At 58.3% G+C, this 24364-nt stretch carries 18 protein-coding genes; 7 read left to right on the forward strand and 11 right to left on the reverse strand.

From position 1 onward, the window contains the following. Positions 1–15: 15 nt before the first annotated feature. A complete protein-coding gene (locus IB144_RS01655) occupies positions 16–774 on the forward strand; it encodes a DeoR/GlpR family transcriptional regulator (protein ID WP_002920548.1) in 759 nt (252 codons plus the stop codon). Positions 775–789: 15 nt separating this feature from the next. Here IB144_RS01655 and malT read toward each other — a convergent pair whose 3' ends face one another. Next, complete coding sequence (gene malT / locus IB144_RS01660) at positions 790–3495, reverse strand: HTH-type transcriptional regulator MalT (RefSeq protein ID WP_002920545.1); 2706 nt, start codon at positions 3493–3495, stop codon at positions 790–792. A gap of 624 nt (positions 3496–4119) precedes the next feature. Here malT and malP point away from each other — a divergent pair. Both malP and malQ read left to right on the forward strand, forming a co-directional pair. Then, entirely contained in the window at positions 4120–6510 is a 2391-nt protein-coding gene (malP, locus tag IB144_RS01665) for a maltodextrin phosphorylase (RefSeq protein WP_004151407.1), read from the forward strand. Between the two features lie 10 nt (positions 6511–6520). After that, entirely contained in the window at positions 6521–8614 is a 2094-nt protein-coding gene (gene malQ / locus IB144_RS01670; RefSeq protein ID WP_002920543.1) for a 4-alpha-glucanotransferase, read from the forward strand. 102 nt (positions 8615–8716) lie between these two features. Here the strand turns inward: malQ and gntT are convergent, their stop codons facing one another. The 3 genes from gntT to gntX form a co-directional block, all read right to left on the reverse strand. Beyond that, positions 8717–10033: a gluconate transporter gene (gene gntT, locus IB144_RS01675; RefSeq protein WP_002920542.1), complete on the reverse strand. Its 1317-nt coding sequence runs from the start codon at positions 10031–10033 to the stop codon at positions 8717–8719. Positions 10034–10369: 336 nt separating this feature from the next. Beyond that, entirely contained in the window at positions 10370–10945 is a 576-nt protein-coding gene (gene nfuA, locus IB144_RS01680; protein WP_002920540.1) for a Fe-S biogenesis protein NfuA, read from the reverse strand. 58 nt (positions 10946–11003) lie between these two features. Beyond that, positions 11004–11678, reverse strand: a complete 675-nt coding sequence (gene gntX, locus IB144_RS01685) for a DNA utilization protein GntX (RefSeq protein ID WP_032418309.1) — start codon at positions 11676–11678, stop codon at positions 11004–11006. Positions 11679–11716: 38 nt separating this feature from the next. On the opposite strand from gntX, the gene bioH reads away from it, so the two are divergent. Together bioH and IB144_RS01695 are read left to right on the forward strand one after the other, a co-directional pair. Further along, complete coding sequence (gene bioH, locus IB144_RS01690; RefSeq protein ID WP_004174021.1) at positions 11717–12490, forward strand: pimeloyl-ACP methyl ester esterase BioH; 774 nt, start codon at positions 11717–11719, stop codon at positions 12488–12490. Between the two features lie 120 nt (positions 12491–12610). Beyond that, a complete protein-coding gene (locus IB144_RS01695) occupies positions 12611–12880 on the forward strand; it encodes a YdgH/BhsA/McbA-like domain containing protein (protein WP_002920510.1) in 270 nt (89 codons plus the stop codon). An 88-nt stretch (positions 12881–12968) separates the two neighbouring features. Here the strand turns inward: IB144_RS01695 and feoC are convergent, their stop codons facing one another. From feoC to greB, 5 genes are all read right to left on the reverse strand, one after another. Then, positions 12969–13208, reverse strand: a complete 240-nt coding sequence (gene feoC, locus IB144_RS01700; RefSeq protein WP_002920509.1) for a [Fe-S]-dependent transcriptional repressor FeoC — start codon at positions 13206–13208, stop codon at positions 12969–12971. A gap of 9 nt (positions 13209–13217) precedes the next feature. Further along, the gene (gene feoB / locus IB144_RS01705; protein ID WP_032418310.1) at positions 13218–15536 is read right to left on the reverse strand and encodes a Fe(2+) transporter permease subunit FeoB; all 2319 of its coding nucleotides are present in this window, start codon (positions 15534–15536) and stop codon (positions 13218–13220) included. 28 nt (positions 15537–15564) lie between these two features. Further along, positions 15565–15792 (reverse strand): ferrous iron transporter A, encoded by a 228-nt coding sequence (gene feoA / locus IB144_RS01710; protein ID WP_002920506.1) that lies wholly within the window; start codon positions 15790–15792, stop codon positions 15565–15567. A 412-nt stretch (positions 15793–16204) separates the two neighbouring features. Continuing rightward, the gene (locus IB144_RS01715) at positions 16205–18535 is read right to left on the reverse strand and encodes a Tex family protein (protein WP_004150056.1); all 2331 of its coding nucleotides are present in this window, start codon (positions 18533–18535) and stop codon (positions 16205–16207) included. A 100-nt stretch (positions 18536–18635) separates the two neighbouring features. Then, on the reverse strand, positions 18636–19109 hold the full coding sequence (gene greB, locus IB144_RS01720; RefSeq protein ID WP_002920503.1) for a transcription elongation factor GreB: 474 nt from the start codon (positions 19107–19109) through the stop codon (positions 18636–18638). A gap of 227 nt (positions 19110–19336) precedes the next feature. Here greB and ompR point away from each other — a divergent pair, with 227 nt between their 5' ends. Both ompR and envZ read left to right on the forward strand, forming a co-directional pair. Next, positions 19337–20056, forward strand: a complete 720-nt coding sequence (ompR, locus tag IB144_RS01725) for a two-component system response regulator OmpR (RefSeq protein ID WP_001157751.1) — start codon at positions 19337–19339, stop codon at positions 20054–20056. Beyond that, positions 20053–21408, forward strand: coding sequence for a two-component system sensor histidine kinase EnvZ (gene envZ, locus IB144_RS01730; RefSeq protein WP_002920333.1), 1356 nt, complete (start codon positions 20053–20055; stop codon positions 21406–21408). The genes ompR and envZ overlap by 4 nt, the downstream gene beginning before the upstream one ends. A gap of 77 nt (positions 21409–21485) precedes the next feature. On the opposite strand, the gene pckA is transcribed toward envZ, so the two are convergent. Together pckA and hslO are read right to left on the reverse strand one after the other, a co-directional pair. After that, positions 21486–23108, reverse strand: a complete 1623-nt coding sequence (pckA, locus tag IB144_RS01735; RefSeq protein WP_002920331.1) for a phosphoenolpyruvate carboxykinase (ATP) — start codon at positions 23106–23108, stop codon at positions 21486–21488. Positions 23109–23468: 360 nt separating this feature from the next. Beyond that, positions 23469–24353, reverse strand: coding sequence for an Hsp33 family molecular chaperone HslO (gene hslO, locus IB144_RS01740; protein ID WP_004188324.1), 885 nt, complete (start codon positions 24351–24353; stop codon positions 23469–23471). Positions 24354–24364: the final 11 nt, after the last annotated feature.

A 24364-nucleotide genomic window follows, 5' to 3' on the forward strand; every position in this document is an offset into this window, starting at 1 on the left:
TTCCAGGGATATTTCATGAAACAAACACAACGTCATGACGCCATTATCGAGCTGGTAAAAAAACAGGGTTACGTCAGCACGGAAGAGCTGGTTGAGCAGTTCGCGGTAAGCCCGCAGACCATCCGCCGCGACCTGAACGATTTAGCCGAACAGAAAATGATCCTCCGCCATCACGGCGGCGCGGCGCTGCCCTCCAGCTCGGTGAACACCTCCTGGCACGATCGCAAAGCGACCCAGACGGCGGAGAAAGAGCGTATCGCCCGGCGGGTGGCCAGCGAGATCCCGGACGGGGCGACGCTGTTTATTGATATCGGCACCACGCCGGAAGCGGTGGCGCACGCCCTGCTCGATCACAACGATCTGCGGATTGTGACCAATAACCTTAACGTCGCCAACACGCTGATGGTGAAAGAGGACTTCCGCATTATTCTCGCCGGCGGCGAACTGCGTAGCCGGGACGGCGGGATCATCGGGGAAGCCACCCTCGACTTTATCTCGCAGTTCCGCCTCGACTTCGGCATTCTCGGCATCAGCGGCGTAGACAGCGATGGCTCGCTGCTGGAGTTTGATTATCATGAAGTGCGCACCAAGCGGGCGATCATTGAGAATTCACGCCACGTGATGCTGGTGGTGGACCATACCAAGTTTGGCCGCAATGCGATGGTCAACATGGGCAGCATCAGTATGGTCGATGCGGTCTATACCGACGTGCTGCCGCCGGCCGGCGTGCTGAAGGTGATCACTGATAACAACCTTCAGCTGGAGCTGTGCTAAACGGCAACGGCGTCGTCAGACGCCGTATCCCATCATCTTAAGTAACTGCTGGGCATGCTGTACCGCGTCCTGCCGGTGGGCGACGCCCAGTTTCTGATACAGGTTGCGAATGTGGGTCTTGATGGTGGTGGCCGCCACGTCAAGCTCGCCGGCAATCTGCTCGTTGCTGTAACCGGAATAGATTAAGCCAAGCACCTGCCACTCGCGCTGGGTCAGCGGGCTGGTGCGGATAAGCTCCGGCACCTCCGGATGATTCAGCAGTCGCTCGACGAACCCTTCGTCAAAGTGGGCGAATTTGTGGCGATGATGCTGGTTGATGTCGCGCAGAATACGCTGGGCGCGATGCTGCTCCAGCTCCGGCAACGTGTTCAACTGGATCAGCTGGCGCAGCTGCTGGGCCATCGCCTCGCCTTCAATCACAAAGTGGTTGATAAAACCGGTGCGGTTGGCGAGCGTCAGGGCTTCCAGCAGGGCTTTCTGCGCTTCGCTCTTGCGTCCCGACTGCCAGTACAGCTGGTTGAGCAGCAGCAGGTTGCGGTTGAGATCGCTCATCAAACGCAGCGAACGCGCATTTTCGTTCAGCTCTTCCAGCACCATTTCCGCCGGTTCGAAGTCGCCCAGCAGGATCTGCGCCCGGGCAATGTTGCGCCACTGGCTCTGCAGGAAGTGGTTGTTGGCGAACTCCGGCTTTGGCGTCTGGCGCAGCCAGTTGGCCGCCGCGGTTTTATCACCGGTCATCTGCCAGTAGATCACTCGCACCTTATCGGCGTTGGAGACCCAGTCGCTGTGATAGTGACCATTACCGAGCAGGTTTTCCAGCCGGTTCAGGTGGCTACGGGCATTATCCAGATCGCCGCGCGCCAGTGAGCACTGGACCATCAGCGCCAGGCACTGCAGCTGCTGCTGCGGCTGATAGGTGGAGAGCACGTCCATCCCCTGGCGGGCGCAAGCTTCAGCCTCGTCGAGGCGCGCCCATGCCCACAGCAGCTGAGAACGGATGCGCAGCAGGAACTCATGCATCGGCAACTGCTCAAGATGCTGTTCGCGTACCAGCTGGAAGGCTTTCTCCTGGCTCTCCCAGGCGGCCTGCAGGAAGCCCTGGGCGAAGAGGATTTCGCTTTGCTGAATGATGCTCCACAGGGCGTAATGCCATACGTCGTGACGGCGGGCCATCTGTTCGGTCTGCTGCATCACGGCGAGGGATTTGGTCAGCTTCCCCTTACAATGGAGAACTTCGCCATGCACCGATGTAGCGACGATGCGGCTGTAATAGTTGGCCAGCGGCAGCTCTTCCAGGGCCACCATTGACAGACGTTCCGCCTCGTCCTGGTCGCCATCGTTAATCGCCACCTGCGCGCGCAGCGCGTTGAAGTCGCCATGCATCGCGGTGTCCATTTCCACACTCATCTCCTGCTCGGCGCGCGCCAGCAGGGTATTGACTTCGCTGTAGCGATGCTGGCTCTGCATCAGCCAGGCCTGGAGCAGGATCAGGCGCGGATTTTCCAGCAGATTGGACCATGGCAGCGCCGCCAGCGACTGCTCCAGTAGCCCCAGCTCGCTATGGTTAAACATGCCCCAGGCATGATTGAGCAAGATATCGCGCAGCATTTTGGCATCGCCGGCCGCCAGCGCATGGTGGATGGCCTCGCTGGGGAAACCTTGCGCCATCCAGCTTTCCGCCGCGGCGCGGTGGATCTCCGGTAGTTCAACCGCCAGCTCCCACTGACAGCGCTGGCGCAGGAAGCTGCCAAACAGCGGGTGATAGCGGAACCATTCGCCGGAATCATCCATCCGCTGCAGGAACAGCCCCTGGCGTTCGATCTCCTCCAGCTGCATCTGGCCATTCTCTTCGCCGGTGACGCGCACGATTAACGCGTCGTTCATTGAGCGCAGCAGAGAACTCTTCAGCAAAAAGTTGCGCGTGCGGGCGTCAACGTTATCCAGCACTTCATCCACCAGATAATCCGACAGATGGCTGGCGTTAATCCCGGCGAGGCGGCGGGCGGAGTGTTGGGCGGAGGAGTTATTCTGGCGGGCGGAGAGGGCGATGAGTTGTAGCGCGGTGGCCCACCCGGCGACATCGTCGCACAGCCGGCTACTGTCGTCGGCTTCGATAGGCGATGTCAGACGACAGTCGAAAAATTGTTTCGCCTCCTGGTGGGTAAAGGCCAGCTGCTGACTGCCAATCTCCAGAAGCTGATCGCGGACGCGCAGATTGGCAATGCCCAGCTGCGGCAGGTTACGCGACAGGACCACCAGGGTCATATTCTCCGGCTGATGGCGCAGGAAAAAGCGCATCGCATCATGGATCACCGGATTATTGATCAGATGGTAATCATCAATGACGAGATACAGCGGGCGCTGCCAGTCGGCAAGTTCAATAAACAGCTGCGCAAAAAGAGAGGAGAGACTGGCGTACTGGCGTTTTTGCACCATCGCTTCACTGGCCGCGCAGTGGTTGCCGGTAGCCTGCTGAATCGCCGCGATCAGATAGCTGGCAAAACGCTCCTGCTGGTTGTCGCCTTCGTCCAGCGAAAACCACCCAAGATCGTTTTTACCCGCGGCCCACTGAGAAATGAGCGTTGTTTTACCGTACCCGGCAGGACTGGTGATCAGCACGAGACGATAATTGTTCGCGCCGGAAAGTTTCGCCAGTAAGCGCTCACGAACCACAGTGTGTTCAAGGCGGACCGGACGACTTAATTTGGACGGAATCAACATAGTTCTACATTTCGCTGTGCAAGAGAGAGGTTGCGATTTTTTTTGCGCTTCGTAATTAATATCTAATAAGGTCGGTGATTATGAAATTTATTGCAAGTTATGTCCGAAGTTTATGCTCTTGAATTTGCTCTATGTCACAAATTTCGACATTGGCTGAGAATGGGAAAAAATCGCAGGCAGGACTGGTCGGCCGCGGTTTTCAGGCGGTAGCTGGCGGAGTGTGGGTAGATTTATTTTACGCTAAGAGTAGTTGTTTGTTTTTATTAAATTATTGTCAGCGATTTCTTAGAAGTAATCTTTTTTGCGGGTCAATGCGATGAAAGGTGCTTATTTCTTCAGGGGCCTCTATTTATTTTGTTAATAACGTGGCGAGGAACTGGAAGATTTTTTACGCGTATTGGCCTGTAACAAATTTTTAGCTACCGGAGGTAACCTCTCGATTGTCATATCGCGGTGATTTTTACAGCATATTTTTGCCTTCTCACCCACACTATAGTGTTCAGGATCACACTTTTCGCTCATCCCCGCCACTCCTCCCTGTCTAATCCCCGTCAGGATGAGGACGATGAATCGGGAGGTCGGCACACTAGCGCCATCGTTTTAGTAAAGGACCCGGATCTCATTATGTCACAGACTACATTTAACAAAGCTCAGTTTCAGGCTGCACTGACGCGTCAGTGGCAGCATTTTGGTTTACAGTCCGCTTCCGAGATGACACAGCGTCAATGGTGGCGCGCAGTCAGCGGAGCGCTGGCGGAACTCCTGGCGGCGCAGCCGGTAGCGAAACCGGCGCAAGGACAGCGTCACGTTAACTACATCTCAATGGAGTTTCTGATTGGTCGTCTGACCGGCAACAACCTGCTCAACCTGGGCTGGTACGAGGGCGTCAGCGACGCGCTGAAAGGCTACGATGTCAACCTCACCGATCTGCTGGAAGAAGAGACTGACCCGGCGCTGGGTAACGGCGGCCTGGGACGTCTGGCAGCCTGCTTCCTCGACTCCATGGCGACGGTGGGGCAGTCGGCGACCGGTTACGGTCTCAACTACCAGTATGGCCTGTTCCGCCAGTCATTTGACGATGGCCAGCAGATGGAAGCCCCTGACGACTGGGGGCGCAGCAGCTACCCGTGGTTCCGTCATAACGAAGCGCTGGATGTCCAGGTAGGTATCGGCGGGAAAGTCAGCAAAAACGGCGAATGGCAGCCGGCGTTCGTCATTACCGGCGAAGCCTGGGACCTGCCGGTGCTTGGCTATCGCAACAACGTCGCCCAGCCGCTGCGTCTGTGGCAGGCCAAACACGCTCATCCGTTCAACCTGACCAAATTCAACGATGGCGATTTCCTGCGCGCCGAGCAGCAGGGCATCGACGCGGAAAAACTGACCAAGGTGCTGTACCCGAACGACAACCATCAGGCCGGTAAAAAACTGCGCCTGATGCAGCAGTACTTCCAGTGCGCCTGCTCAGTGGCCGATATCCTGCGCCGTCATCATCTGGCAGGCCGCAAGCTGGCCGAGCTGGCGGATTACGAAGTGATCCAGCTGAACGATACGCACCCGACCATCGCCATCCCGGAGCTGCTGCGCGTGCTGATTGACGAGCACCAGCTGAGCTGGGACGACGCCTGGGCGATCACCAGCAAAACCTTTGCTTACACCAACCACACCCTGATGCCGGAAGCGTTGGAATGCTGGGATGAGAAGCTGGTGAAAGCGCTGCTGCCGCGCCATATGCAGATCATTAAAGAGATCAACGACCGCTTTAAACAGCTGGTGGACAAAACCTGGCCGGGCGATAAGCAGGTCTGGGCGAAGCTGGCGGTGGTGCATGACAAACAGGTTCGGATGGCCAACATGTGCGTGGTGGGCGGTTTTGCTGTCAACGGCGTGGCGGCGCTGCACTCGGATCTGGTGGTAAAAGATCTGTTCCCGGAATATAACCAGCTGTGGCCGAACAAATTCCATAACGTGACCAACGGCATCACGCCGCGCCGCTGGATCAAGCAGTGCAACCCGGCGCTGGCCTCGCTGCTGGATGAGACGCTGAAAAAAGAGTGGGCCAATGACCTCGACCAGCTGATCAACCTGGAAAAATATGCTGACGATGCGGCGTTCCGTCAGACTTATCGCGATATCAAGCAGGCCAACAAAGTTCATCTGGCTGAGTTTGTGAAGCAGCGTACCGGGATTGAGATCAACCCGCAGGCGATCTTCGATATCCAGATCAAACGTCTGCACGAGTATAAGCGTCAGCACCTTAACCTGCTGCATATCCTTGCGCTGTACAAAGAGATCCGCGAAAACCCGCAGTCCGACCGCGTACCGCGCGTCTTCCTGTTCGGCGCGAAAGCGGCGCCGGGCTACTATCTGGCGAAAAACATTATTTTTGCCATCAATAAGGTAGCGGAAGCGATCAACAACGACCCGAAAGTCGGCGATAAGCTGAAGGTGGTCTTCCTGCCGGACTATTGTGTATCGGCAGCAGAAAAACTGATCCCGGCGGCGGATATCTCCGAGCAGATCTCCACCGCGGGTAAAGAAGCCTCTGGCACCGGCAACATGAAGCTGGCGCTGAACGGCGCGCTGACCGTCGGGACGCTGGATGGCGCTAACGTGGAAATCGCTGAGCAGGTGGGCGAGGAGAACATCTTTATCTTCGGCCACACGGTTGAAGAGGTGAAAGCCCTGAAAGCGAAAGGCTACGATCCGCTGAAATGGCGTAAAAAAGACAAGCTGCTCGATGCGGTGCTTAAGGAGCTGGAGAACGGCACCTACAGCAACGGCGACAAGCATGCCTTCGATCAGATGCTGCACAGCCTGCTGCAGGGCGGCGATCCGTACCTGGTGCTGGCCGATTTCGAAGCCTACGTAGCGGCGCAAAAACGGGTAGATGAGCTGTATCGCGACGAGGAGGCCTGGACCCGCGCGGCTATCCTCAACACCGCGCGCTGCGGCATGTTCAGCTCCGACCGCTCGATCCGCGATTATCAGCAACGTATCTGGCAGGCGAAACGCTAAAGGAAGGCCTATGGAGAGTAAACGCCTCGATAATGCCGCGCTGGCGGCGGGCATCAGCCCCAGCTATATCAACGCGCACGGCAAGCCGCAGTCTATCGCGGCTGTCACCAAACAGCGCCTGCTGGATGCGATGCATCGCTCTACCGCCGCCACGAAAGTGGCGGTTAACCCGCTGCCGAACGTGAAAATTTTCACTCACGGCAAAAAAATGTCGCTGCCGGTGGCAGGACGCGGTGAGTATCAGTGGATCCTGACTACTGAGGACGGTAAGCAGTATCAAGGGAAAACCCGCGGCGGCGAGACGCTGCCGCTGCCGGCCAAACTGCCGGAGGGGTACCACTCCCTGACCCTCACCCAGGAGGGGGAGCGCTGGCACTGCCGGACTATCGTCGCGCCAGCGCGCTGCTATGAGCCGCAGCCGCTGAAAGAGGGGAAAAAGCTGTGGGGCACCTGCGTGCAGCTGTATACCCTGCGCTCCGAGAAAAACTGGGGGATCGGCGATTTTGGCGATCTGCGGGCCATGCTGCCGGAAATCGCCCGCCGCGGCGGGTCGTTTATTGGCCTTAACCCGATTCATGCCCTCTATCCGGCGAACCCGGAGAGCGCCAGCCCCTATAGCCCGTCTTCACGTCGCTGGCTGAACGTTATTTATATCGACGTCAACGCGGTTGAAGATTTCCAGCGTAGCGAAGAGGCGCAGGCGTGGTGGCAGTCTCCGGCAACGCAGCAGGCACTGCAGGCGGCGCGGGAAACGGACGATGTGGATTATACCGCCGTCACTACGCTGAAAATGACCGCGCTGCGTATGGCATGGAAACAATTCTCTCGTCGTGAAGATGAGCAGATGACAGCGTTCCGCGAGTTTGTTCTGCGCGAAGGGGAAAGCCTCTACTGGCAGGCGGCTTTCGATGCGCTGCACGCCTGGCAGGTACAACAGGACCCGCTGCGCTGGGGCTGGCCGGCCTGGCCGAAGGCCTTTCAGGATATCGACAGCCCGGAGGTGAAAGCCTTCTGCGTTGAGCATGAGGATGACGTCAGTTTCTATCTCTGGCTGCAGTGGCTGGCCTGGAGTCAGTTTGCCGCCTGCTGGGAAACCAGCCAGCGTGACGGCATGCCGATCGGCCTCTACCGCGACCTGGCGGTGGGCGTCGCCGAGGGCGGGTCGGAAACCTGGTGCGATCGTGAACTGTACTGCCTGAAAGCATCCGTAGGCGCGCCGCCGGATATTCTGGGCCCGCTGGGCCAGAACTGGGGCCTGCCGCCGATGGATCCGCATATCATTGCCGCCCGCGCCTATGAGCCGTTTATCGACCTGCTGCGCGCTAATATGCAGAACTGCGGCGCGTTGCGCATCGATCACGTGATGTCTGTGCTGCGTCTGTGGTGGATCCCGTATGGTGAAACCGCCGACCATGGCGCTTACGTTCAGTATCCGGTCGACGATCTGCTGTCGCTTCTGGCGCTGGAAAGCCAGCGTCATCGCTGCATGGTGATCGGTGAAGATCTGGGCACGGTACCGGTGGAGATCGTCAGCAAGTTACGCAACAGCGGCGTCTATTCTTATAAGGTGCTCTATTTTGAGAGTGATGCAGAGAAAACGTTCCGCGCGCCGGCGCTGTACCCGGAGCAATCAATGGCTGTGGCGACGACGCACGACCTGCCCACTCTCCGCGGCTACTGGGAAAGCGGCGATCTGACGTTAGGTAAAGCGCTGGGCCTCTATCCTGATGAGGTGGTGCTGCGCGGACTGTACCAGGACCGCGAGCTGGCGAAACAAGGGCTGCTGGACGCACTGCATAAGTACGGCTGTCTGCCCAAGCGCGCCGGCCATAAGGCCTCGCTGATGAGCATGACGGGGATCCTCAACCGGGGGATGCAGCGTTATATTGCCGACAGCAACAGCGCCCTGCTGGGCCTGCAGCCGGAAGACTGGCTGGAGATGGCGACGCCGGTTAACATTCCGGGCACCAGCACCGAGTACCCGAACTGGCGCCGGAAGCTGTCCGTCACCCTGGAGCAGATGTTTGCCGATGAACGGGTCAATAAGCTGATTAAGGATCTGGATAAACGGCGCAAGGCGGCGAGCAAGAAAGCCGCCTCCTGATAACTTCCTGCCGCGCGCTCCTCTGCGCGGCGAAGAGCATGTCCGATAAAAAAGGCCGGCCCGCTTCACGCGGACCGGCCTTTTTCTGTGGCGGGAGTGACCTTACACCACCATCCCCAGCAGCAGACAGCCCACCAGGCCGCAGACTGAGATAATGGTTTCCAGCACCGACCAGGACTTGATGGTCTCGCCGATGGTCAGGTTAAAGTACTCTTTGAACAGCCAGAAGCCCGGATCGTTAACATGGGAGAAGATAACGCTGCCGGAGCCAACGGCGATAACCATCAGCTCCGGGCTGACGCCGGTGGTGGCGATCAGCGGCGCGGCAATCCCGCCCGCGGTGATGGCGGCTACGGTCGCCGAACCCAGCGCGATACGCAGCACCGCGGCGATAGACCACGCCATAAACAGCGGAGACATGTTCGATTCGTGCATGATAGAGGCGATGTATTTATCCATGCCGCTATCCACCAGCACCTGCTTGAAGGCGCCGCCGCCGCCGATAATCAACAGCATCATGGCGATGATTTTGATCGAAGAGGTCAGGGTATCGTTGATCTGCTCCATGGAGCGGCCGCGGTTCAAACCGAAGGTGAACAGGGCAATCAGTACCGCAATCAGGGTGGCCATCACCGGGTCGCCGAAGAACTCGGCAATTGGCAGGAAGGCGTGGCCTTTCGGCAGGATCATCTCAGCCACGGCGCGCATCGCCATCAGGATCACCGGAACCAGCGAGGTCCAGACGCTGACGCCAAAGCCTGGCATCTCTTCTTCAGTGAACACTTTCGGGTTATGCAGGCCTTCCGGGATCGGCTTATCTATCCCTTTCAGGAAGCGCGCAAACACCGGTCCCGCCAGGATAACCGTCGGGATAGCCAGAATGGTGCCGTAGAGCAGCGTTTTGCCCATATCGGCATGGAAGATGGTGGCGATCGCGGTCGGACCCGGATGCGGCGGCAGGAAGCCGTGGGTGACGGAGAGCGCGGCTGCCATCGGTACGCCGACGTACAGCAGCGGAATACGGGCCGAGGCGGCGATGGTGAACACCAGCGGCAGCATCAGCACGAAGCCCACTTCATAGAACAGGGCGAAGCCAACGGTGAAGCCGGTCAGGACCACCGCCCACTGAATATGCTTCTTACCGAACTTATTGATAAGCGTGGTGGCGATACGCTGGGCGCCGCCGCAGTCTGCCAGCAGCTTACCGAGCATAGCGCCGAAGCCCATGATCAGCGCGAGGCTGCCAAGGGTGCCGCCAACGCCGTTTTTGATGGAGACGATCACTTTATCCAGTGGCATACCCTGCATTAATCCGACGGCGAGCGCCACCAGAACCAGCGCAATGAAGCCGTTCATTTTGAAACGGATCATTAACAGCAACAACAGGGCAACCCCGATAGCAACGATGACTAATGGCATGATTTACCTGGCCTTAATTTGTTATGGGTAACGTCAAAGTTCGAACCTGTAGAGCATCCGCTCCGTCAGGGAGCAAAATAGTCTGGCACCGTAAACGCTTGCATTATCCTTACCCAGAGAAAGGATAGCTGGCTATTTTTTTGCCGGTGGCGCCTGAAGTGGATGATACGGGTAACATGTGAGGGTTGAGAATCACCTGACGGGGGAAAATGTTAAATATGAGACTTAAGTCATACTCTTTCCCCGGTTTTTGCCGGTCATTTAGCGGGAGATGTTGCGCGGTAACACAGAAAGGGCCAGGGAGGACCGGCGGCAGGGTGCCGCCGGAGGAAGGGCTTAGTAGTAGGAGTGCTCGCCGCGCTGATGCTCGGTCAGATCGCGAACCCCTTTCAGCTCCGGAAACTCGTTCAGCAGCTGTTTTTCAATACCTTCTTTCAGGGTCACGTCGACCATCGAGCAGCCGTTGCATCCGCCGCCGAACTGCAGGATAGCCAGACCGTCGTCGGTGATCTCCATCAGCGATACGCGGCCGCCGTGGCCTGCCAGCTGCGGATTAATCTGCGACTGCAGCAGGTACTCGACGCGCTCCATCAGCGGGGCATCGTCAGAGACTTTGCGCATTTTGGCGTTCGGCGCTTTCAGCGTCAGCTGCGAGCCGAGCTGGTCAGTGACGAAATCAATTTCAGCGTCTTCCAGATAGGGCGCGCTGAGCTCATCGACATAGGCGGTCAGCTGTTCAAATTTCAGCGCCGTGTCGGTGTCTTCCACCGCATCCGGTGGGCAGTAGGATACGCCGCACTCAGCGTTTGGGGTGCCGGGATTAATCACAAATACGCGAATTTGCGTCCCTTCTTCCTGATTTGCCAGCAGTTTGGCAAAGTGCGCTTGTGCAGCATCGGAAATACGGATCATAGCGTTGGCCTAATAGTTGACTATTTTACTGGGTTATAATACGCCCATCAGCGGGGGTCTACAAGGTACGGCACAAACACCATACCTGAACCGTCGCGGCGCCGTTTCGCAAAAGCAGGCGGGATATCTCGGCGACGGTGCTGCCGGTCGTGACGACATCATCCACCAGAGCGATATGGAGTCCCTGCACGGCAAATTCAAGCTGAAAGGCATTTTTCAGGTTCTGCCTGCGCTGGCGGGCATTGAGCGAATGTTGGACGGCGCCGGCTCGCTGGCGAGTCAGGCCTTCGCGATGCCAGACGCATCCTCGCCAGCGGGCTAACGGTCGGCACAGTTCGTCGCACTGATTATAACCCCGGCGCCAGCGACGGCGATGCCATAGCGGCACGCCGACCAGAGCGTCTACTGGCGGCAAATCGTCACGCTGCAGAAGGCGCTGCAGCAGCAGACGCGCGAGGGCGGGGCCCAGCTCCGGGCGATGGTGAAACTTCAGCTGCTGCACCAGACCGCTCAGCGGCGGGCGATAGTCATTGACCGCCACCAGCCGATGCCAGGGAGGCGGCTTTTGCAGGCAGCGGCCGCAGGGGTGACGGGATGCCGCCGCCGGCAGGCCGCACTGCGGGCAGAGCGGGGGACAGGCGAGCAGGGCGCGGTTGCAGCGGGAGCAGATCCCCCAGCGGGCGACTGCCAGCGGCATTTGGCATAGCCAGCATAAGCTGTGTGCTGTTAGCATATTTGGCCTTCTGTCCAGTAAAAAGAGAACGGTAACGGATGAACGACATCTGGTGGCAAACAATCGGCGAAGGAGATTGTCATCTTGTGCTGCTGCACGGCTGGGGGCTGAACGCTCAGGTATGGGATTGCATCACGCCGCAGCTGGCTTCGCATTTTACCCTCCACCTGGTGGATCTGCCGGGCTATGGCCGCAGCGGCGGGTTTGGGGCGATGTCGCTGGAGGCGATGGCGCAGCGGGTGCTGGAGCAGGCCCCTCCACAGGCGGTGTGGCTGGGCTGGAGCCTGGGCGGGCTGGTGGCCAGCCAGGTCGCGATTATGCGTCCGGAACGCGTGCAGGCGCTGGTGACGGTTGCCTCTTCCCCCTGTTTCGCGGCTCGTGACGACTGGCCCGGCATCAAGCCCGAGGTGCTGGCCGGATTTCAGCAGCAGCTGAGCGACGATTTCCAGCGCACCGTCGAGCGATTCCTCGCCCTGCAAACCATGGGCACAGAGAGCGCGCGTCAGGATGCGCGGGCGTTAAAGCAGGCGGTGCTCTCGCTGCCGATGCCTTCCGCCGAGGCGCTGAATGGCGGACTGGAGATCCTCAGAACCGTCGATCTGCGTCAGGCGCTGGTCAGGCTGCCGATGCCGTTTCTGCGGCTGTATGGCCGGCTGGATGGACTGGTGCCGCGCAAGATCGTCCCGTTGCTGGATGACCTGTGGCCGGAAAGCGAGTCAATCCTCTTCGATAAGGCCGCGCATGCGCCGTTTGTTTCCCATCCCGCGGCCTTCTGCGAGCCGCTGCTGGCGCTGAAGACGCGGCTGGGGTAATTTTTTTTGCCGCGCCATGGTAAAAGGGCCATTCCTAGCAATACTTAGGTTGTTACGGTGGTTGATTATTTCAATCCGCCACCGTGACCTACAATAACAACCTTATGGAGAGTAGAGGCTATGAAACTTGTTACAGGAATGGTTGCATCTCTGGTGATAGGCACCCTCTCTTTCGGCGCATTCGCCGCGAAAGAGATCCAAAAAGAAGACGTGGCGAAGATGAATCTGACCAAGGTCGGTAGCATTACGACCTCCAGGACGACGTCGCCGATGGACGCCCGACGCGATCTGTCGAAAAAAGCCGATGAGCTGGGTGGGAAATACTTTGTGGTGATTGCCGGGCAGAAAAACGAAAAAACCGTACACGCGAACGCTGACGTTTATAAATAATCCAGTCATAAGAAAACGGGCCTGCTGGCCCGTTTTTCATAGCTGTCTTACTCGTTTTACCTCGTTGCGCGACCTGGCCTTACTCCTTTCATCGTAGCGCCCACCACTCCTGCCGGCACGCCGCTTTCCCTTCAGGGCAACTTTTACAGCTGCCGGAGAGGCAGCCCTCGCTCGTTTCGCTGATCCGGACCACCTTACCCATGGCTTCCATTCGCTCAAGCATGGCGTCAATCAGCGGCTGAGGCGTCTGCAGGCGAGCACTGAGCTGTTTCGCCTCCATGCGGCCCTGCAGGGCCAGCATATCGCGGACTTCCATTAACGACGCCACAGTCCCTCCTTAGTGGCAATCGCCAGCCGGGCTGGAACAGCAGGAGGCCGGCGTTTTTCGCGTGGCCAGCAGCGAGACGTCCACCCGGCTGCGCGCCCGGCGCAACAGGCCGAAGAGCACCACGTTGAACAACACTACCGCCAGGATACACACCAGACTGTAGCGCGGGTGATCGCTAAAGCTAACGGTCTGGTAATAGAGCGTCGAGAGCGAATAGGCGATATTCAGCCCCCACAGGATGGAGAAGGTCATCCAGCCGCGGCTTGATTCGCGGGCGATGGCGCCCATCACCGAGATGCAGGGAATATAGAGCAGGACGAAGATCAGGTAGCTGTATGCCGCCGCCGCGCTGCCAAATTTACTGCCCATCACCCCCATGGCGCCGGTGGCCATTTCGCCATCGCCTTTGCTGGCTTCGATGGGGTTGGCCAGGACGCTGAGGCTGAAGGTGTCTTTCAGTCCCTGCCATGTCTCATCGACGGCGGCGAGCAGTTCTTCGCCGAGGCTGAAGGTCTGCGGATTGAATTCCTCATTCTGGATATCTTCGGCGGTATAGAGGGTGTTCAGCGTACCCACTACCACCTCTTTCGCCATCGCGCCGGTAAACAGGCCGACGGTGGCCTGCCAGTTATCTTCATGCACGCCGATCGGTTTAAACACCGGCGTAATGACCCGGCTCACCGAGGCCAGCGCGGAGTCGTTGATGTTGTCGACGACCTTACCGCTCAGTGAGAAGCTGTTCAGCGCGCTGAGGAAGATGCTGACGATGACGATCACCTTCCCGGCGCGCAGCACAAAGCCTTTCAGGCGCTGCCAGGTCTGGATAATCAGGCTCTTGATATGCGGGACGTGGTACACCGGCAGCTCCATCACGAACGGCGAGGCTTCGCCGCGCATAATGGTGTGCTTCAGCATCAGGCCGGTGAGGATGGCCATCACAATGCCCAGCACATAGAGCGAGAAGACCGCCAGCGCGCCGTTCTGCCCAAAGAAGGCGGCCGCGAAGACGGCGAAGATCGCCAGCCGCGCGCCGCAGGACATAAACGGCGCCATCATAATGGTCATCAGACGCTCGCGCGGCGCGTCAAGGGTGCGGGCGCCCATCACCGACGGCACGTTGCAGCCAAAACCGACAATCAGCGGGACGAAGGATTTCCCCGGCAGGCCGAGGGCTTGCATCAGGCGATCCATCACAAAGGCGGCGCGCGCCATGTAGCCGGAGTCCTCAAGGAAGGAGAGAAACAGATACATCATGCCGATCTGCGGCACCAGCGGCAGCACGGTGTTGATACCGCCGCCGATCCCCTGGGCGAGGAACACGGTCAGCCAGTCCGGGAAGTGCAGGGTGTAACCCAGCCATTGAATGCCATGCACAAAGATCGCGACCGAGCCGGCATCGAAAATCGGCTGCAGCGCGCCGCCGATGTTGATCGCCAGCAGGAACATCAAGTACATGACAAAGAGAAAAATCGGCAACCCGAGGAAGCGGTTGAGGATCACTTTGTCCATCGCGGCGGTGAAGCGGCTTGGTTCGGCGGTCAGGGTATTGCTGACGGCGTCGCAAATGGCGGCGATGGTCTGATAGCGCGCGTCAGCGATGTGCAGCGCCGGGTCGTCGATCTCGTCGCTGAGATTCGCCAGGGCGATATCCAGTTTATCGGCGGCGTCGCCGGCATAGGCCCGGCTGTAGATATCGCCCTCCAGCATCTGCAGACCCAGCCAGCGCCGCTGCCGGGTCGGGATCTGCGCTGACATCTGCTGCGCCAGCAGGTCAGCTTCGCGCAGCAGCGGCTGCGGATAGTGGACCAGCTCAAGATCGCTGTTCGCCTGATGACGGTCGAGGGCGATCTTCAGCGCTTCGATCCCCCGTCCGCGAGTCGATACCAGCGGAATGACCGGGCAACCGAGACGGGCGGCGAGGGCGTCGATATCGATCCGCACCTTCTGCTTTTCGGCGATATCCAGCATGTTCAGCGCGACGACGCAGGGGATCCCCAGCTCGAGCAGCTGCAGCGTCAGATAGAGGTTGCGCTCGAGGTTGGAGGCATCGACCACGTTAATCAGCATGTCAGCGTCGCCGCTCAGGATGTAGTGGCAGGCAATCTGCTCGTCCAGCGAGGTCTGCGAGGAGATGGTGGTCAGGGAGTAGGTTCCCGGGAGGTCGACCAGCGTGACCTGATGGTCAGTGGTGGCGAAAATCCCCTCTTTACGCTCAACGGTCACCCCAGCCCAGTTGCCCACGCGCTGGCGAGCGCCGGTCAGCTGATTAAATAAGGTGGTCTTGCCGGAATTAGGATTACCAATTAAACCAACGGTTAATTTTTGCATATTTCAGACTCTTGTGCCGGGCCAGCCGTTATTGTGCAACCGCTTCCAGTTCGATTAAGGCGAGATCTTTTTTGCGTAATACCAGACTGACGCGTCGGGTTTCAATATGAACAGGATCGCCGAGCGGCGCCACGCGAACCACATGAAAAGAGGAACCGGGCAGCATGCCGAGGGAGAGCAGTTTCTGACGGTATGCTGGGCTAATATCGCGAGAAAAACCGGTAATTTTCCACGCACTATCAGGTGTGAATTGCATAGGGCCTACTTGTCTATCGCTAACCGAAGAAGAATTTTCCGGACGCCTGGAGGCAGTTGCGCCGGGGACCGTAGCCAACGAAAAAAGAAAAAACGTTCTGTAATCGATGATAATGAGAATGGTTTTTATCATCAATACATATGATGCGCTGCAGGCTATTTTTAAAGTGAAAATCACCTTTTTATTGATATGCCGCAAAGTCAGCCTGTAATCAAAAATGCGCGAAATATTATTTCGGCGAGCTAATGTTTAATTAAGGTTTCTGAAGTTAACGAAATGAAAATATTAATTTCGCTACCTTTCAGGCGTGGAATAAAAGCAGGTTATCAGAAACAACTGAAGCTGTTTTGCGCGTGATGGCGATGGCCTGGTCATGAAAAAAAACTGCCCCTGAAAAAGGGGCAGGGAGAGTTTAGCGTTTTTTACCCATCGCTGCGGCGAGGGCATCCATCATCGCGCTGTTGCCGGCAGGCTGCGCCTCGCGACCGCGGGGTTTGGCGGCTTTCGCAGCCGGGCGATTTCCCTGCGGGCGCTCCTGACCACCGCCGCGGCGGGCGTTGCTGTCGCCCGGCTGCTCGTCGAGACGCATGGTCAGGGCGATACGCTTACGCGGCAGATCGACTTCCATCACTTTGACCTTGACGATGTCGCCCGCTTTCACCACGGTGTGCGGATCCTCAACAAACCGGTCAGAAAGCGACGAAATGTGTACCAGTCCGTCCTGATGAACGCCGATATCAACAAACGCGCCGAAGTTGGTGACGTTGGTGACGGCACCTTCCAGAATCATTCCCGGCAGCAGGTCATTCATGGTCTCCACACCATCGGCGAACTTCGCGGTCTTAAACTCCGGACGCGGATCGCGGCCCGGTTTTTCCAGCTCTTTGATAATGTCGGTGACCGTCGGGACGCCAAACTTCTCATCGGTGAAGTCCACTGCCTTCAGGTGGCGCAGCGCACTGCTATTGCCCATCAGATCTTTCAGCGCCTGCTGGGTGGCGGCCAGAATACGTTCGACTACCGGGTAAGCTTCCGGGTGAACGGTGGAGGCATCCAGCGGGTTGTCGCCGTGGTTGATACGCAGGAAGCCCGCGCACTGTTCAAAGGCTTTCGGCCCCAGACGGCTGACTTTCAGCAGCTGCTGGCGGTTCTGGAACTGACCATTCTCGTCGCGCCAGGCGACGATGTTCTGCGCCATCATGCGGGTCAGGCCGGCGACGCGGGTCAGCAGCGGAACGGAGGCGGTGTTCAGGTCAACGCCGACGGCGTTCACACAGTCTTCCACCACCGCGTCCAGCTTACGCGCCAGCTGGGTCTGGCTGACGTCGTGCTGATACTGGCCGACGCCAATGGATTTCGGGTCGATTTTCACCAGCTCGGCCAGGGGATCCTGCAGACGGCGGGCGATGGAGACCGCGCCGCGCAGCGACACGTCGAGGTCCGGAAACTCCTGCGCCGCCAGCTCGGAGGCGGAGTAAACGGAAGCCCCGGCTTCACTGACGATCACCTTCTGGGCGGTGACCTTCGGGAACTGTTTCTGCACGTCGAGGAAGAAACGCTCGGTTTCACGCGAGGCGGTACCGTTGCCGATGGCCACCAGCTCAACGTTGTACTTCTCACACAGCGCGGCGACGGCGACGGCCGCTTTGGCGGCCTGGCCGGTGTGGGGATAGATGGTATCGGTAGCGACCAGTTTACCGGTGGCGTCGACGACGGCCACTTTCACCCCGGTGCGCAGGCCCGGATCGAGTCCCATGGTGGCGCGCAGCCCGGCGGGCGCGGCCATCAGCAGATCGTGCAGGTTGCGGGCGAAGACGTTGATTGCCTCGTCCTCCGCGCGTTCGCGCACGGTGCCCATCAGCTCGGTTTCGAGATGCATCAGGACTTTGATCCGCCAGGTCCAGCTGACGACGCCTTTACGCCAGCTGTCCGCCGGGGCGTTATTCAGGCGCAGGCCCAGGTGGTCGATAATAATTTGCTCGCCGTGGCTCTCTTTCGGCGGCTCGTCAAACTGCGGGTCAGCGTTTAAAGAGAGCTGCAGGACGCCTTCGTTGCGACCGCGGAACATCGCCAGCGCGCGATGCGACGGCACGGTGGCGATCGGTTCATGGTGATCGAAGTAGTCGCGGAATTTAGCGCCTTCCTCTTCTTTACCGCTGACGACGGTGGAGACCAGGTGGGCGTTTTTCCACAGATAGTCACGGACCTTCGCCAGCAGCGCGGCGTCTTCGGCAAACCGCTCCATCAGAATATAGCGCGCGCCGTCCAGGGCCGCTTTGCTGTCGGCTACGCCCTTATCGGCATCAATATATTTTGCGGCCTCCGCTTCCGGATCGTGGGCCGGTTCATTCCACAGCAGGTCAGCCAGCGGTTCGAGCCCGGCTTCGATAGCGATCTGCCCGCGTGTACGGCGCTTCGGCTTGTAGGGCAGGTAGAGATCTTCCAGTTCGGTTTTGCTGAGCGTGGTGTTGATGGCTTTTTCCAGCGCGTCGGTCAGTTTGCCCTGTTCAGCGATGGATTTGAGGATCGCCTGACGACGGTCTTCGAGTTCGCGCAGATAGCCGAGGCGAGTTTCCAGATTACGCAGCTGCGTGTCATCCAGACCGCCGGTGACTTCTTTACGATAACGTGCAATAAACGGCACGGTGTTCCCTTCATCAAGCAGGCGAACGGCAGCTTCTACCTGTTCGGCTCTGGCCTGAAGTTCACCCGCAATAATGCGGCAGAGCGAATCATTCATCATGGCTTTTAATTCATCTTTAGGGTCAAAAAACAGGGACTAGTTATACGGACTGACGGCTAAAAATACCAGCCGCGCCGGGCGTCTCTCGGAAAGTTCTTGTCTATTTAACGTATTCGATCTCGTTGACATACCAGCTGGCTTCGCCCGCCGGCGTGTTGACGATGGCCAGATCGCCAACCTCTTTTTTTAACAGTGCGCGCGCCATCGGCGAGTCGATGGAGATATAGTCTTTGCGGCCAAAAATTTCATCGTAACCGACGATGCGAAAGCGCTTGATATCGCCTTCATCGTTTTCAATCTCTACCCAGGCGCCGAAGAAGACTTTACCTTCCTGTTGCGGCGAGTAATCGACGATTTTCAACTGTTCCAGACATTTGGTCAGATAGCGGACCCGGCGATCGATCTCCCGCAGGCGCTTTTTGTTGTACTGGTAGTCCGCGTTCTCGCTGCGGTCGCCGAGGCTGGCGGCCCAGGTCACCTTTTTGGTCACTTCCGGACGCTCCTGGCGCCACAGGTAGTCCATCTCCTGCTTCAGTTTTTCATATCCCTCGCGGGTGATCAGCGGCGTTTTCATCGTGAGTTCAACCTTCTGACTGTCTGTCGTTGCGCACAATTTGTAGCGCGTAATAATACCGACAGGATAAATACTGTGTCTTATGATTAAATGTATACTTAACCTGCTGTTAAATATGCTTTGTAACAATTTAGCCTGGAATATATACCAGATTTAGCTGGTGAGCGCGCCGGGCTTTTTTGAGAATACGCACTGACTATCGCAGTGAACCTTTGGGAGTACAAACAATGCAAGAGAATTATAAGATTCTGGTTGTGGATGACGACATGCGCCTGCGTGCGCTGCTCGAGCGTTATCTGACCGAGCAGGGCTTCCAGGTTCGTAGCGTGGCGAACGCCGAACAGATGGATCGTCTGTTAACCCGTGAATCCTTCCACCTGATGGTGCTGGATCTGATGCTGCCGGGCGAAGATGGTCTCTCTATCTGCCGTCGTCTGCGCAGCCAGAGTAACCCGATGCCGATCATTATGGTGACGGCGAAAGGCGAAGAGGTCGATCGGATCGTGGGTCTGGAGATCGGGGCTGACGACTATATTCCGAAGCCGTTTAACCCGCGCGAACTGCTGGCCCGCATCCGGGCGGTGCTGCGCCGCCAGGCGAACGAGCTGCCGGGCGCGCCGTCGCAGGAAGAGGCGGTTATCGCCTTTGGTAAATTCAAACTGAATTTAGGCACCCGCGAGATGTTCCGTGAAGACGAGCCGATGCCGTTGACCAGCGGCGAATTCGCGGTCCTGAAGGCGCTGGTGAGCCATCCCCGTGAGCCGCTGTCGCGCGATAAGCTGATGAACCTCGCCCGCGGCCGCGAATACTCTGCGATGGAGCGCTCCATCGACGTACAGATCTCCCGCCTGCGCCGCATGGTGGAAGAGGACCCGGCGCATCCGCGCTACATCCAGACCGTCTGGGGTCTGGGCTACGTCTTCGTCCCGGACGGTTCTAAGGCATGAAACGCGTGCGCTTTTCGCCGCGCAGCTCCTTTGCTCGCACACTGCTCCTGATCGTCACCTTGCTGTTCGTCAGCCTGGTGACGACCTATCTGGTGGTACTGAATTTCGCGATCCTGCCGAGTCTCCAGCAGTTTAATAAAGTGTTAGCCTACGAAGTGCGTATGCTGATGACCGACAAACTGCAGCTGGAGGATGGCACCCAGCTGGTGGTGCCCCCGGCGTTTCGTCGTGAAATTTATCGCGAGCTGGGGATTTCGCTCTATTCCAATGAAGCGGCGGAAGACGCAGGCCTGCGCTGGGCGCAGCATTATGAATTCTTAAGTCAGCAGATGGCCCATCAGCTTGGTGGCCCCACAGAGGTGCGGGTAGAGGTCAATAAAAGCTCCCCTGTGGTGTGGCTGAAGACCTGGCTGTCGCCCAATATCTGGGTGCGGGTGCCGCTGACCGAGATCCATCAGGGCGACTTCTCGCCGCTGTTCCGCTATACCCTGGCGATCATGCTGCTGGCGATAGGCGGCGCCTGGCTGTTTATTCGTATTCAGAACCGCCCGTTGGTGGATCTGGAGCACGCGGCGCTGCAGGTCGGGCGCGGCATTATTCCGCCGCCGCTGCGCGAGTATGGCGCCTCCGAAGTGCGTTCGGTGACGCGCGCCTTTAACCATATGGCGGCGGGCGTGAAGCAGTTGGCTGATGACCGTACGCTGCTGATGGCCGGGGTCAGTCATGATTTACGAACCCCGCTGACCCGCATTCGTCTGGCCACCGAGATGATGGGCGAGCAGGACGGCTATCTCGCGGAGTCGATCAACAAAGATATCGAAGAGTGCAACGCCATTATCGAGCAGTTTATCGACTATCTGCGCACCGGGCAGGAGATGCCGATGGAGCTGGCGGATCTGAATGCGGTGCTGGGGGAAGTGATCGCTGCGGAGAGTGGCTATGAGCGGGAAATCGCCACCGCCCTGCAGGCCGGCGAGATTCCGGTACGTATGCACCCGCTGTCTATCAAGCGCGCGCTGGCGAATATGGTGGTCAACGCGGCCCGCTATGGCAATGGCTGGATCAAGGTCAGCAGCGGCAGCGAAGCGAGCCGGGCCTGGTTCCAGGTAGAAGATGATGGACCGGGGATTAAACCTGAGCAGCGGGAGCACCTGTTTCAGCCGTTTGTACGCGGCGACAGCGCCCGCAGCACCAGCGGCACCGGGCTGGGGTTGGCGATTGTTCAGCGTATTATCGACAATCACAACGGCCGGCTGGAGATTGGCTCCAGCGAACGCGGCGGGTTACTGATCCGCGCCTGGCTGCCGGTGCACCGGATGCTGGCGCCGATGAAACCCGCCAGGGAGAGCTGATCGCGCCCGCGGTTAGCTGCTCAGGATGTTGCACAATAAAAAGCCGGGCAAGCCCGGCTTTTTCACCTTTGCGCCCGTTAGCGCTGCGGTCCTGCCGCCACCAGCGCGGCGCCCGCTGGCGTATCGGTATACTTCTCAAAATTCTCAATAAACAGCTTCGCCAGCTGGTCGGCTTTTTCCTGCCACTGCTCCGGGGAACCATAGGTGCTGCGCGGATCGAGGATGTGGGTATCCACGCCCGGGAGCGCCGTCGGGATCTGCAGGTTAAACATCGGCAGGGTAAAGGTCTCCGCGTTGTCCAGCGAGCCATTGAGGATGGCGTCGATGATCGCGCGGGTATCTTTAATCGAGATGCGCTTGCCGGTGCCGTTCCAGCCGGTATTGACCAGATAAGCCTGCGCGCCAGCCGCCTGCATGCGTTTGACCAGCACTTCGGCGTACTGCGTCGGGTGCAGCGACAGGAAGGCGGCGCCGAAGCAGGCGGAGAAGGTTGGCGTGGGTTCGGTTACGCCGCGCTCGGTGCCGGCCAGTTTGGCGGTAAACCCGGACAGGAAATGGTACTGCGTCTGGTCGGCGGTCAGGCGGGAGACCGGCGGCAGGACGCCGAACGCATCGGCCGTCAGGAAGATCACTTTGGTAGCGTGACCCGCTTTAGACACCGGCTTAACAATGTTGTCGATGTGGTCGATGGGGTAGGAGACGCGGGTATTTTCGGTTTTTGAACCGTCATCGAAATCGACCGTGCCGTCGGCGCGTACCACCACGTTTTCCAGCAGGGCGTTGCGGCGGATGGCGTGATAGATATCCGGCTCGGCCGCTTCAGAGAGTTTGATGGTCTTGGCGTAGCAGCCCCCTTCGAAGTTAAACACGCCGTCGTCATCCCAGCCATGTTCGTCATCGCCAATCAGGCGGCGTTTCGGGTCGGTGGAGAGGGTGGTTTTGCCGGTGCCTGAGAGGCCGAAGAAAATGGCGACATCGCCTTTCTCGCCGACGTTGGCTGAGCAGTGCATGGAGGCGATGCCCTTCAGCGGCAGCAGGTAGTTCATGATCGAGAACATCCCTTTCTTCATCTCGCCGCCGTACCAGGTGCCGCCGATCAACTGAATGCGCTCGGTGAGGTTGAAGGCGACGAAGTTTTCCGAATTGAGGCCCTGCTCTTTCCACTGCGGATTGGTGCATTTCGCGCCGTTCATCACGATGAAGTCGGGCTCGAATTCAGCCAGCTCTTCATCGCTCGGACGGATGAACATGTTTTTAACGAAGTGCGCCTGCCAGGCCACTTCGGTAATGAAACGTACGCTGAGACGGGTATCGGCGTTGGCGCCGCAGAAAGCGTCGACGATAAACAGGCGTTTACCGGACAGTTGCTGGGTCACCAGCCCTTTCAGATGCTGCCAGGTTTCCTGCGAAAGCGGCTTGTTGTCGTTTTTACCTTTGCCTTTATCGGACCACCAGACGGTGTCGCGGGTGGTGTCGTCGCGCACGAGATACTTATCTTTCGGAGAACGACCGGTAAAAATGCCCGTGTCGACGGCGATAGCTCCCAGAGTGGTTAATACGCCACGTTCGTAGCCTTCCAGGTTCGGGTCGAGCTCTTCCTGAAACAACATGTCGTAGCTGGGGTTGTGGACGATATCCTGGACGTCATTGATACCATAAGCCTTGAGATCCTGCGGGGTTAAACCATGATTAACGCGCATGTCACTGCTCCTTAGCCAAGATGTACTGCTGTAAATTGTAGGGTTAATTGCCGGGTATTGACCGCGACCAGGCTCATAGATTTACGTATCTCGACATTCCTCAGAATGACGATAAAAACGGTGACTCCTGTCACGAAGTGGAGTGGATTATCTCAGGAAATGGGCGGATGGTGGGGTTAGATGTTTCTCAATGGTTAAAAAGTAATTAAAAAAACTGCCGAAATGTGAATGTAATCGCTTTCCTGAAATTAAATTACGTAACTCTTTCAGGGAAAATCGATTCAACTCGCGAATAAATTAAAAGTCAGGCACAACGCGACAAACAACATTGCCGCCCTGTGCCTGAGAAAGATGCGGGGATTAATGAACCTGCGGATCGGCCGGAGAGGCGTTATTACGGATCTCGGCGATGTCCATGGCATTGAAGATATAGTGGTTACCGCAGTAGTCGCAGTGCATATCAATTTCGCCTTCGTCGGCGAGGATGCTATCAATCTCTTCATCCGGCAGTGTCTTCAGCGCGCCGGCGCAGCGTTCGCGGGAGCAGGTGCACTTGAACTCCACGCTCTGCGGGTCGTAGACCGTGACTTCTTCTTCATGGTACAGACGCCACAGCACATCATTTGCCGGCAGGGTGAACAGCTCTTCCGCCTTAATGGTCTCGGTAAGCGTCGCCAGGTGCTCGAAGTCGGCAGTCTGGGCATCCTGCGCCGGCATCACCTGCAGCAGCATCCCGCCCGCCATCGGCTGGCCTTCATGATCGCCGGTGCGGATGATAAGGCGCGTCGGCAGCTGCTCTGAACGCTGGAAATAATCTTCCAGGCAGGCGGCCAGCGTATCGCCTTCCAGACCGACCACGCCCTGATAGCGCTCACCTTCTTCCGGAGAGATGGTAATGACCAGGTAGCCGTTGCCGACCATCGTTTTCAGATCCGCATCGTCCGCAATCTCGCCCTGCACGCGCGCGACGCCGCGCAGCTGCTGCTGGTTATTGCCGTTGATCACCGCCAGCTGTAAAGGGCCATCCCCCTGCAGCTGTACGGTAATGTCGCCGGCAAACTTCAGCGTCGCGGTCAGCAGACTGGTGGCGACCAACAGCTCCGCCAGCACCGTTTTGACCGGTTGGGGATAGGTGTGATTCGCCAGAATCTGTTCCAGGGTTTCCGACACCGTCACCAGCTCGCCGCGCACGGCATAGTTTTCAAACAGATAACGATGTAATTGATCGTGTTGAGTCATAATCATCTCTCTTTCTG

The organism is Klebsiella sp. K4, from assembly GCF_014596785.2.
Lineage (GTDB): Bacteria > Pseudomonadota > Gammaproteobacteria > Enterobacterales > Enterobacteriaceae > Klebsiella > Klebsiella pneumoniae.

Excerpts from the sequence above, each read along its gene's own strand:
- IB144_RS01655 (WP_002920548.1), top strand. The coding sequence starts at position 16 with ATGAAACAAACACAACGTCATGACGCCATTATCGAGCTGGTAAAAAAA.
- malT (WP_002920545.1), bottom strand. The coding sequence starts at position 3,495 with ATGTTGATTCCGTCCAAATTAAGTCGTCCGGTCCGCCTTGAACACACT.
- malP (WP_004151407.1), top strand. The coding sequence starts at position 4,120 with ATGTCACAGACTACATTTAACAAAGCTCAGTTTCAGGCTGCACTGACG.
- malQ (WP_002920543.1), top strand. The coding sequence starts at position 6,521 with ATGGAGAGTAAACGCCTCGATAATGCCGCGCTGGCGGCGGGCATCAGC.
- gntT (WP_002920542.1), bottom strand. The coding sequence starts at position 10,033 with ATGCCATTAGTCATCGTTGCTATCGGGGTTGCCCTGTTGTTGCTGTTA.
- nfuA (WP_002920540.1), bottom strand. The coding sequence starts at position 10,945 with ATGATCCGTATTTCCGATGCTGCACAAGCGCACTTTGCCAAACTGCTG.
- gntX (WP_032418309.1), bottom strand. The coding sequence starts at position 11,678 with ATGCTAACAGCACACAGCTTATGCTGGCTATGCCAAATGCCGCTGGCA.
- bioH (WP_004174021.1), top strand. The coding sequence starts at position 11,717 with ATGAACGACATCTGGTGGCAAACAATCGGCGAAGGAGATTGTCATCTT.
- IB144_RS01695 (WP_002920510.1), top strand. The coding sequence starts at position 12,611 with ATGAAACTTGTTACAGGAATGGTTGCATCTCTGGTGATAGGCACCCTC.
- feoB (WP_032418310.1), bottom strand. The coding sequence starts at position 15,536 with ATGCAAAAATTAACCGTTGGTTTAATTGGTAATCCTAATTCCGGCAAG.
- feoA (WP_002920506.1), bottom strand. The coding sequence starts at position 15,792 with ATGCAATTCACACCTGATAGTGCGTGGAAAATTACCGGTTTTTCTCGC.
- IB144_RS01715 (WP_004150056.1), bottom strand. The coding sequence starts at position 18,535 with ATGATGAATGATTCGCTCTGCCGCATTATTGCGGGTGAACTTCAGGCC.
- greB (WP_002920503.1), bottom strand. The coding sequence starts at position 19,109 with ATGAAAACGCCGCTGATCACCCGCGAGGGATATGAAAAACTGAAGCAG.
- ompR (WP_001157751.1), top strand. The coding sequence starts at position 19,337 with ATGCAAGAGAATTATAAGATTCTGGTTGTGGATGACGACATGCGCCTG.
- envZ (WP_002920333.1), top strand. The coding sequence starts at position 20,053 with ATGAAACGCGTGCGCTTTTCGCCGCGCAGCTCCTTTGCTCGCACACTG.
- pckA (WP_002920331.1), bottom strand. The coding sequence starts at position 23,108 with ATGCGCGTTAATCATGGTTTAACCCCGCAGGATCTCAAGGCTTATGGT.
- hslO (WP_004188324.1), bottom strand. The coding sequence starts at position 24,353 with ATGATTATGACTCAACACGATCAATTACATCGTTATCTGTTTGAAAAC.